Annotated in this window: 8 protein-coding genes and 1 pseudogene; 1 reads left to right on the top strand and 8 read right to left on the bottom strand. The window is 71.8% G+C overall.

Annotated elements, in window-relative coordinates; genetic code table 11:
- Window positions 1-27 precede the first annotated feature (27 nt).
- Window positions 28-177: a hypothetical protein gene (locus AB8Z75_RS25130; RefSeq protein ID WP_181860753.1), complete on the bottom strand. Its 150-nt coding sequence runs from the start codon at window positions 175-177 to the stop codon at window positions 28-30.
- Window positions 178-397: 220 nt separating this feature from the next.
- Window positions 398-3,343 carry a BTAD domain-containing putative transcriptional regulator gene (locus tag AB8Z75_RS25125; RefSeq protein WP_369205721.1) on the bottom strand — a complete coding sequence of 982 codons (2,946 nt, stop codon included), beginning with the start codon at window positions 3,341-3,343 and terminating at the stop codon, window positions 398-400.
- A gap of 590 nt (window positions 3,344-3,933) precedes the next feature.
- Between AB8Z75_RS25125 and AB8Z75_RS25120 the strand changes: the two genes are divergently transcribed.
- Entirely contained in the window at window positions 3,934-5,163 is a 1,230-nt protein-coding gene (locus AB8Z75_RS25120) for an amidohydrolase family protein (RefSeq protein WP_369205719.1), read from the top strand.
- Window positions 5,164-5,380: 217 nt separating this feature from the next.
- Here the strand turns inward: AB8Z75_RS25120 and AB8Z75_RS25115 are convergent, their stop codons facing one another.
- From AB8Z75_RS25115 to AB8Z75_RS25090, 6 genes and pseudogenes are all read right to left on the bottom strand, one after another.
- Window positions 5,381-6,631, bottom strand: coding sequence for a cytochrome P450 (locus AB8Z75_RS25115; protein ID WP_369205717.1), 1,251 nt, complete (start codon window positions 6,629-6,631; stop codon window positions 5,381-5,383).
- Window positions 6,610-7,914, bottom strand: a complete 1,305-nt coding sequence (locus tag AB8Z75_RS25110; RefSeq protein ID WP_369205715.1) for a cytochrome P450 — start codon at window positions 7,912-7,914, stop codon at window positions 6,610-6,612. The genes AB8Z75_RS25115 and AB8Z75_RS25110 overlap by 22 nt, the downstream gene beginning before the upstream one ends.
- Entirely contained in the window at window positions 7,911-8,537 is a 627-nt protein-coding gene (locus AB8Z75_RS25105; RefSeq protein ID WP_369205723.1) for an ATP/GTP-binding protein, read from the bottom strand. Before AB8Z75_RS25105 ends, AB8Z75_RS25110 begins: the two co-directional genes overlap by 4 nt.
- Window positions 8,538-8,577: 40 nt before the next feature.
- A complete protein-coding gene (locus AB8Z75_RS25100) occupies window positions 8,578-8,943 on the bottom strand; it encodes a DUF742 domain-containing protein (protein ID WP_114016068.1) in 366 nt (121 codons plus the stop codon).
- Window positions 8,940-9,362, bottom strand: a complete 423-nt coding sequence (locus AB8Z75_RS25095) for a roadblock/LC7 domain-containing protein (RefSeq protein ID WP_114016067.1) — start codon at window positions 9,360-9,362, stop codon at window positions 8,940-8,942. Before AB8Z75_RS25095 ends, AB8Z75_RS25100 begins: the two co-directional genes overlap by 4 nt.
- Window positions 9,359-9,902: pseudogene (locus tag AB8Z75_RS25090) on the bottom strand (hypothetical protein); the annotation flags it as partial. The gene AB8Z75_RS25095 and the pseudogene AB8Z75_RS25090, both read right to left, overlap by 4 nt.

Genomic DNA, 9,902 nt, shown 5'->3' with positions numbered 1-9,902 from the left:
ATCCCCTGGGGCCCCGGAGAGCAGGTATCAGTTGGCCGGATTGATCGTCTGGTTGCGCTCGTTCGTGGTCATTTCTCCCGAGGCGCTGTCGGCGGCCGGCGGCTTGATGGTCTGGTTGCGCTCCTTGGTGGTCACCTCGCCGCTCTCGGGCGTGACCTTCTCTTCGTGGTCGCTCATGGTGGCTTTCCCTCCATGGGATCTGTGGGCAGGTGTCCGCCCAGCGGCTCCCCCGTGGGCCGCCGGGCGGACGAGTCGGGCCGTTCACCCTATCGGGGGAAGGTCGTCCCCCCTGTCGATCCGCCTGCCCCCCGACGCGCCGGATCGACTGCCTAGAGCATGCCGGGCGTCGATAAACGATCGATGAACGTCTTGTTGGTGACCGTGTTTCACGGAACGGTCAGGCGGCTGCCTCACGTTCCAGCAGCTGTCGCACGTCCTCCGCCTCAGGGGCTCCCAGGCTCTCGTACTGCTCCAGCGCCTCCCGCCAACAGGCCTGTGCGCGACGGTGATGTCCCAGCGAGTCCAGCGCCTGGCCCAGCAGCGTCAACGCGTTCGCCCGGCGCCAGGGCCCACCGACACTCCGGAGAATGGCCATGGCCTGCTCCGCCAGGCCCGCGGCGTTGGCGGGCTGATGGGCCGCCAACCGGACCTCCCCGAGCCGGAAGTACGCCATGCCCTCCCACAGGCGCTGCCTGCTCTGCTGGAAGAGACGCAGCGCCTCGGAGAAGTTCTTCTCCGCATCCGGCAGCCGGTCGGCTGTGGTCAGCGCGATGCCGAGCGCGTACAGCGTGGTCGCCCGCCGCATGGAGGCGCTCAGATGGTCGTGGATGTCCAGCGCCTGCTCGGCCAGTGAGATGGCCGTGTCCGTCTTGCCCAGTACGGTGTGTACCCGGGAGAGGTTGCACAGGGCGCTCGCCTCGGCGGGCTTGTTCCCGTACGACCGGAACGCCTGAAGCGCGGCATCGAGAAAGCGCTCGGCGTCGAGTGGACGGCTCTGGTAGTTGGCGACCAGCCCGCGGTCGTTGAGCGCGTAGGAGGCGGAGATGGGGTCACCCGCCTCGTGGCCGAGCGGACCCGCCGCGCTGGCTTCCTCATCGGCCTCGTCGAAGCGGCCCGTAGCCAGGTGCATCCCGGTCAGTACGGAGCGCGCGCGGGCTTCGGCATGCGCGTCACCGACTTCCTGGGCGACGCGTTTCACGGAGTGCGCTCCCTGCTCGTACTGCCGTCCGTAACTCCCCGCCTCCGCCAGCGCGCTGGTGGCCATCAGCAGATCGACGGCCGGGCGGAGGGTTGGGCCCGACGCCATCTGTGCGGCGCAGGCGAGGAAGCAGGACGATTCGGCGAACAGCCACTCGATTGCTGCGCCGTGATCGGCGAAGGTGAGGCCGGGGTGCTGCGTGGTCTCCAAGTGGTGGACGAGGGATTCGGCGGGCCGTTCGAGGACGTAGTAGTTCCGCGCCGTCGCCAGATAGAAGTCCAGCAGCCGCCGCAGCGCGGCGTCGCACTCACTCGGTGGCTGTTCATCGCGCTCCGCGCACGCCCGTGCGAAGAGGCGGACGAGGTCGTGGAAGCGGTAGCGGCGTGGGGCGGCCGATTCCAGGAGGGAGGTGTCGACCAGGGACTCCAGCAGGTCCTCGGCGTCCTCCTGGCTGCGGTCGAGGAGCGCGGCGGCGGCGTCGAGGGAGATGTCGGGGCCCTCGGCGAGGCCGAGGAGCCGGAAGGCGCGGGCCTGTTCGCCTTCGAGCTGGCCGTAGCCGAGCTCGAAGGTGGCGCCGACGGCCTGGTCGCCGGCCTGGAGTTCGTCGAGGCGGCGCCTCTCGTCGCCGAGCTTCGCGGCGAGTATGGAGACCGTCCAGGTGCGGCGGGCCGAGAGCCGGGCCGCCGCGATGCGGATCGCGAGCGGCAGGAAGCCGCAGGCGGCCACGACGTCCATGGCGGCCTCGCGCTCGGCGAGCACCCGTTCCTCGCCCACAATGCGGGTAAAAAGGGCGAGTGCCTCGTCGGGGCTCATGACGTCGAGGTCGACGAGGTGCGCTCCGGCGAGATCGACCATGCGGACGCGGCTGGTGACCAGCGCGGCACAGCCGGCGGCGCCGGGCAGCAGGGGTCTGACCTGTGCCGCGTCGCGGGCGTTGTCCAGCAGGGCGAGAACGCGGCGGCCCGCCAGCAGCGAGCGGAAGAGGGCTGAGCGGTCCTCGACGCCGCTGGGGATCGCGGAGTCGGCGACGCCGAGTGCACGCAGGAACGAGCCGAGCACGGCTTCGGGGTCGGCGGGTGCGGCTCCGGCGCCCTGGAGGTCGACGTAGAGCTGCCCGTCGGGGAAGCGGTCGGCTGCGGCATGGGCGACGTGGATGGCGAGTGTCGTCTTGCCGACGCCGCCGATTCCGGCGACGGCGGAGACGGCCATGACGGTGCCTTCGGCCTGGGCGAGCTGGTCGCCGAGTTCGGCGACGAAGGAGGTACGTCCCGTGAAGTCCGCGACGGTGGCGGGCAGCTGTGCGGGGCGGGTGACGGTGGGCCCGTCGGCGGGGGGCTCGTCGGCCTGGTAGGTGAGCTCGTCGTCGGCTTCGAGGATGCGCTGCTGGAGTTCCGACAGCTCGGGGCGGGGGTCGACGCCGAGCTCGTCCGCGAGCAGGCGCCGGGTGTCGGCGTAGACGGCGAGGGCTTCGGCCTGGCGTCCGCTGCGGTAGAGGGCGAGCATCAGCAGTTCCCGCAGCCTCTCGCGCAGCGGATGCGCGGCGGTCAGCGCGGTCAGCTCGCTGACGGCTTCGGCGTGGCAGCCGACCTGGAGGTCGAGGTCGAGCCGCAGCTCCAGCAGGCTCAGGCGCCACTCCTCCAGGCGGATGCGCTGGTGTTCGGCGTAGGGACCCGGTATGCGCGCGAGGGGTTCACCGTCCCACTGGGCGAGGGCCGCGCCGTACAGCTCGCGGGCCTGGGCGCGGTCGCCGCCGGAGGCGGCCTTGTCGGCGCGGGCGGCGCAGTCGTGGGCGGTCTCGACGTCGAGTGGCGCTTCGGGGCCTGTGTGCAGGGAGTAGCCGCCGGATTCGCTGACGAGCAGGTCGGCGTCGGGGCCGAGGGCTTTGCGGATGCGGGAGGCGTAGGTGCGCAGCGCGGCCTTGGCCTGCTCGGGCGGCTCCTCGCCCCAGATGGCGTCGATGAGTTCCTCGGCGGTGGCAGTGTGGCCGCCGCGCAGCAGTAGCGCTGCCAGCAGGGCTTTCTGCTGGGGGGAGCCCATGCCGAGTGGCTGGTCCCCGCGCCAGGCGCGCACGGGACCGAGCAGAGCGAACCGCAACTGGCGATTCCGCTGCCCCGCTCCGTTACGCGTGTCGTCCCCGGCGCCCATTGGTGTGCCCCCTGCTGATCCGCACTCCTCCGTTCCCCGCACGGGTCAGTCTGCCTTGTCGGCGCCGTTTACGTCAGCTCAGGTACCAGCCTCTCTACGAAGCCTTCGAATTCGGCGGATGCCGGTTATGGTCTCCCGCTGCTGCGAGCGGGGCGGCGGGAGAGCCCGAACGGCGGGGTGCGCCGGCTCGTACGGAGGGACGCAGTGCTGCGTACGGAGGGACGCAGTGCTGCGTACGGAGGTTGCGCCGGTCCGCACGGAGGGCGCTGCCGGTCCGCACGGGGCCCTGCTGGTCCGCACGGAGGGTTGCGCCGGTCTGTACGGACGGATCTGCCCGTCTGTACGGACGGACGCTCCGGTTCGGCCGCAGGGACACTCCGGTCCGTACGGAGCGACGGCAGGCGCGGACGCGGTATGCGCGGACACGGTATGCGCGGACACGGTATGCGCGGACGCGGCATGCGCGAACGGAGCGCTGAGGAAGTCGAAGCGAAGAGGCGCGCGGGGTGGCGCAGAAGTCGGGACAGGAGCCGGGGGCGCGCGTTCGGGGGCGACGCGGTAGCTGACGACCCGTCAGGTACGGCGCTACGGTGGTGGGCATGGAGACCTTCCCCAGGATCATTTCGGTGGACGACCACACGGTCGAACCCCCGCACGTATGGCGGGACCGGCTCCCGTCCCGCTACCGCGACACCGGGCCCCGCATCGTGCGCGCCCCCCTGAAGGAGATGACCTTCGTCGGCGGCAAGTTCACCCCGACGATGGGCAGGCCGGGCGACGAGGGGCCGATCGCCGACTGGTGGGTGTACGAGGACCTGCACCGCCCGCTGACCAGGCTGGACACCGCCGTCGGTTACGACAGGGACGAGGTGCGGCTGGAGGCCATCACCTACGAGCAGATGCGCCCGGGCTCCTACGACGTGCGCGAGCGCCTGGCCGACATGGACGTCAACCACGTGCAGTCGGCCCTGTGCTTCCCCACCTTCCCGCGGTTCTGCGGCCAGACGTTCACCGAGGCCAAGGACCGCGAGCTGGGGCTGCTGGGGGTGCGCGCGTACAACGACTGGATGGTGGAGGAGTGGTGCGGGCCCGACGCACACGGACGCCTCATACCGCTCGCCCTCATACCGCTGTGGGACGCGGAACTGGCCGCTCAGGAGGTACGGCGCAATGCCGCGCGGGGCGTGCGCGCCGTCTGCTTCTCGGAGATCCCTCCGCGCCTGGGTCTGCCGTCCATCCACACGGACGCGTGGGACCCGTTCCTGCGGGCCTGCGACGAGACGGGCACCGTCATCGCCATGCACATCGGCTCCTCCAGCCAGATGCCGTCGACGTCGGCGGACGCACCACCCGCTGTCGGCTCCACCATCACGTTCGCCAACTGCTGTTTCTCGATGGTGGACTGGCTGATGAGCGGCGCCTTCGAGCGCTTCCCCCGCCTGAAGATCATGTATGCGGAGGGGCAGATCGGCTGGATCCCGTACATCCTGGAGCGCGCGGACGTGGTCTGGGAGGAGAACCGGGGCTGGGGCGGCGTGGCGGACAAGGTGCTGCGCCCGCCGTCCGAGCTGTTCGCCGAGCACGTCTACGGCTGCTTCTTCGACGACGCGTTCGGGCTGCGGAACGTCGAGTCCATCGGCGTACCCAACGTCCTGTACGAGACGGACTACCCGCACTCGGACTCGACCTGGCCCAAGTCCCGTCAGGTCGGTGAGCAGCAGATGGGGCACCTGCCGGCCGATCTGGTGGAGCGGATCGTGCGGGGCAACGCCATCGACCTCCTCGGCCTGACGGACGAGGGGCTGTGGCCGGGGGCGTGACAGGCGAGGCGCCGTCGGCCTGACGCTCCGAACGCGGACAGGCCCAGCCCTTGAGGACACGCGGGCAGGCCCAACCCTTGAGGACATGCGGGCAGGCCCAGCCTAGAGAACACACGTGCAGGCCGGGCCCTCAAGAAGGTGGCGGGGAGCGGCGGCCCGGCCCTGTCCTCCGGGCCGCTCGCCCCCCGCCGCCTCCGGCCTCAGGCGTCGCGGAACCTCACCCTCGTGGCCGTACGGGGATACCCGCGTACCCGAAGGCGATGCAGGAGGCGACCTGTGCCATCTCCTCGGGCGGCACCGCGGGACGCAGCTTCGGAAAGCGGTCGAAGAGGGCGGGCAGTGCCGTGCGGGCCTCCATACGGGCCAGTGGGGCGCCCAGACAGAAGTGCACCCCGTGCCCGAAGGACAGGTGCTCCCCGCCGCCCGCCCGGCGGATGTCGAACCGCGCCGCGTCGGCACCGTACTTGGCCGGGTCCCGGTTCGCCGAGGCGATGGTGGAGAGGAGGGCGTCGCCCTGCCCGATCACGGTGCCGTCGGGGAGCGCGATGTCCTCGACGGCGAAGCGCAGCGGCAGGTTGGCGATGCTGGGTGCCCAGCGCAGTGTCTCCTCGATGACGTCGTCCCAGGAGGCCTGGCCGTCCAGGACGAGCCGGAGCTGCTCGGGGTGGGCGAGCAGGGCGTGGACGGCGTTGCCGATGAGGTTGACGGTCGTCTCGTGCCCGGCGCCGATCATCAGCAGCAGGGTGTCGAGCAGTTCCTTCTCGGAGAGCGCGGCGCCCTCTTCGTCGCGTGCGCCGACCAGCACGCTGGTCAGATCCTCGCCCGGCTCGGCGCGTTTGGCCTCGACGAGCGCGGTGAAGGCCGCCTGCATGTCCACCGCCGTCTGTCCCGCCTGCTCGGGCGTGAGGGTGGTGTCCATGATCAGGTCCATCAGCCGCTTCATCTCGGGCCGCTGGTCCTCGGGGACGCCGAACAGTTCGCAGATGACGTTCATCGGGAGCGGGTGCGCGAAGGAGGCGCGCAGGTCCACTGTTCCGTCGCGTGCCGCGTCGTCTTCCATGGCGTCGAGCAGCTCACCGGTGATGCGCTCCACGCGGGGCAGCATGGCGGCCGTACGCCGCGCGGTGAAGGCGGGGGCGACCAGCTTGCGCAGCCGCTTGTGGTCCTCACCGTAGGAGCTGAGCATGTTCTCGACGCTGACCCAGGTGCGGATCCACGTGTCGTGGAACTCGCCGCGCTGCCAGGCGGGCCAGTGTCTGCGCGGGTCCTTGGAAACACGCGGGTCCCGCAGGAGCTGCTTGAGGACGTCGAACTCGCTGACGTACCAGGCGTGGATGCCGGCGGGCAGCTCCACCAGTGTCGCGGCGGCTCCCCGTGCGCGGATGCGCTGCGCCTCGCCGTGGATGTCGCGACCCTCCGGGTCGATGACGACGTCCGAAGGGACGGCTATATGGACGGGCTCTTCCACGGGGTGCCTCCTACGTGGTCGGGAGAGACGGGGCTGAACTGCGCGGGCAGTGAGACAAGGCCCCGCTGGAAGGGGCCCGGCCGCCATTTCAGCTCGTCGTACGTCACCGTCAGCCGGATGTCGGAGAGCCAGGCGGTGAGCCGTTCGATGGCGGTGCTGGCGATGAGCAGCGCCGGCTGCTGCGCCGGACAGCCGTGCGGGCCCGCGGCCCACGCCAGGTGCGCGCCGCCGCCGGAGCCGTCGGCACCGGTGGCCTCACCCGGGGCGGCGCGCCCGCTCTGGGTGGTGGCCGCCGCGTAGCTGACCAGGACGAGCTGTCCCGCGCGCAGCCACACGCCGTGGAAGTAGACGTCCCGCCTGGGGTAGTGCGCGGAGTAGTTGGCCATCGGCGGCTCGTTGCGCAGCACGTCGTGCAGGGCGTCGCGCGGGGTCAGCGCGCCGCCGGACAGGTCGCTGTAGTAGCGCTCGTCGACGAGCATCCGGCTGAGCGCGTTGCCGATGAGGTTGGACAGCGGCTCGTAGCTGGCGGCCAGCGTCAGGACGATCTGGTGGATGACCTCCTCGGCGCTCAGCCCGGCCGGATGGTCCATGAACCAGGAGGTCAGATCCTGGCCCCGCTCGCGCTGCTTGGCCTGGGTCAGCTCCGTGATGTAGCGGGTGTAGGCGGCGTCGGCCGCCTCCGCCTCCTCGGCGGTCTTGCTGTCGAACATGCCGGCGATGCCCTGGATGAGCAGCTCGCTGCGGTCGTCGGCCAGGCCGAAGGCGCGGTTGAAGAACAGCAGCGGCAGCAGCCGCGCGAACTGGCCGATGAGGTCCGCCTCGCCGTCCTGCGCGAAGTGTGCGATCAGCTGGTCGGCGACCTCCCGCACGGTCTGGCGGACCTGGTGGGGCTCCAGCCGCGCGAAGCTGTCGGAGATCACCTGGCGGTAGCGGGCGTGCGCCTCCCCGTCGCTGAAGAGGGCGTTCGGGCGGGCCCGCAGCATCGGCAGGACGGGCGAGTCCTGCGGCACCGTGTCCTGCCAGACGGTGGAGTCCTTCGACCAGGTCACCGGGTCGTGCAGCAGGTCGAGGGCGGCCCGGTAGTCGATCACCAGCATCGCGCCGACGCCGGGCGCGATCTCCACGGGGGCGAGGGCGCCGTACCGGCGCAGCCGCTCGTAGACCGCGTACGGGTCGGCCGCGAACTCCTCCCCGTACAGCGGGGTGACCTCGTGGTTCGGCCGGGACAGCGGCGCCGGCATGGTGCCGGACGGTGTGGTGCCGGAGTGGGGCGCGGCGTTCAAGCGGTCTCCTGGGGCTGCTGGGGGCCGTGTTGCCGGCCGGTCGTGCTGGCGTCTTTCTGCTGCTGGTCGAGCACGTCGAGGACGTGGCCGACGAGGGCGATCAGCGCGTCGGCGGACTGGTCGCGGTTGCGCGCGTCGCACACCACCAGCGGGGTGTCGGGGTGCAGGTCGAGGTGGTCGCGGAGGGTGTCGGGGTGGTGCGAGGGGGAGTCGGGGAAGGAGTTGACCGCGACCGCGTAGCGCAGCCCGGCCTCCTCGATCATGTCCATCACCTCGAAGGAGTCCGCCAGGCGCCGGGTGTCGGCCAGCACCAGGGCGCCCAGCGCGCCGCGCGCGATGTCCTGCCACAGGGGGCGGAAGCGCCGCTGTCCGGGCGTGCCGAACATGTACAGCACCAGGTCGCCGGGGAGCGTCAGCCGGCCGAAGTCGATGGCCACCGTGGTGGTGGTCTTGTCCCGTACCCCGGCCAGGTTGTCCACCAGCGCGCCGGTCTGCGTCATCACCTCCTCGGTGTGCAGCGGCGCCGTCTCCGACAGCGAGCGGATGAACGTCGTCTTGCCCACCCCGAACGGCCCTGCGACCAGCAGCTTGACCAGCGTCTGCGGCTTGTCCTCCAGGTATATGGAGCCGCCTGCCGCCGAGGCGCCGGCCGGGTCGCCCGGGCTAGGAGGACTTGAGAGTGCGGAGTCCATTGAGAACCTTCTCCAGAATCTGCCGCTCCGGCAGTTCGGCGTCGGGAATCGGGGCGCGGGCCATCAGCCGGCCCGCGTCCACCAGGTCGGCCACCAGGACCTTGACCACACTGACCGGAAGCCGCAGGTGCGCGGCGGCCTCCGCGAGGGACAGCGCCCCACCGCGCAGCAGTTCCAGCAGCCGCGTCTCCTCCGGGCGGAGCCCGGAGACCGTCGCCGGGTCCGACGCACCGTGCAGCACGGTGAGCCGGTCGAGCGTGTTGCGGCTGGGCCGGGCACGTCCGGTCGTCGCCAGATACGCGGGCACCAGGCGCCTGTTGTCTGCGGGCGGGTTCATGTCGAGATGTCGTTCCTGGCCGGGCTGTTCATGGCCTTGCCCAGCGATGCCACCTGCACCTGCATCTGGTGCGTGACGATGCCCATGTTCACGTCGGGCCCGGCGAAGACGGCCAGCGCGGTGTTCTCGCCCGCCGGGATGGCGAAGACCCAGCCCTGGTCCGACTCCACCACCGTCTGCCGCAGCCGCACCTCGTAGGAGCCGGCGAACGCCGCCGTGGTCGTGCGTGCCGCGCCCTGGAGCGCCGAGAGCATCGCGGCGACGCCCTCGGCCGCCTCCCGCTCCAGGTTGGGCGAACGTCCCTCTATCAGGCCGTCACCTGAGATGACGGCCGCGTGGATGACGTGTGGCAGGTCCAGGAGCGGGGCCAGCACCCAGGAGGTGTCGTCGCGCAGCGACCTGCGTGCGGGGATTGTCATTCCTGCGGATTCCCTTCAGCGGAACGGGGATCGGCGTGGGGGTATGAGGGGGCCTGGCCCGGGGCGGTCGCTTCGTCGACGGCCGCGCGGCCCGAGGCGGTGCCGCGCTGGAACGCCGCCCAGCGCTCCGCGCTCTCCTCCGGTGACGCCTGGGCGTACGCGGCGGGCTGCGGGGCCTGCGGGGCGGATGTTCCGCCGTGCGGGGCCGGTTCGGGCGAGACGGCGGCCGTGGCGTCCAGCGACGCCTCGGGGACCGGGCGCCGCCGGCGGCGGCGCGGCAGCTCGTCACCGCCGTCGGACGCGGCGGCTCCGCTCTCGTGTGCGGGCTCGCCCGGGGCCTGCACGCCTGGCGCGGCGTGGGAGGGTCCGGCGGCGGACGGCGCCGGCGCGGACGGTCCCGCGGTGGGCTGTACGGGCGGGGCGGCGTCAGCGGCCGGGCTGACGGCGCCCAACTGGACGGTCTCGCCGTACGCGGGCTCCGGACGGGCGGCGGGCTGTGCGTGCGGCGRGRCGGGGGCCGCGGCGCTCGCGCTGCCGCGC

It is taken from the genome of Streptomyces sp. PU-14G (assembly GCF_041028275.1).
GTDB lineage: Bacteria > Actinomycetota > Actinomycetes > Streptomycetales > Streptomycetaceae > Streptomyces.
Note: the sequence above shows the minus strand (reverse complement) of the source record. Positions and strands in the feature narration are given on the sequence as shown.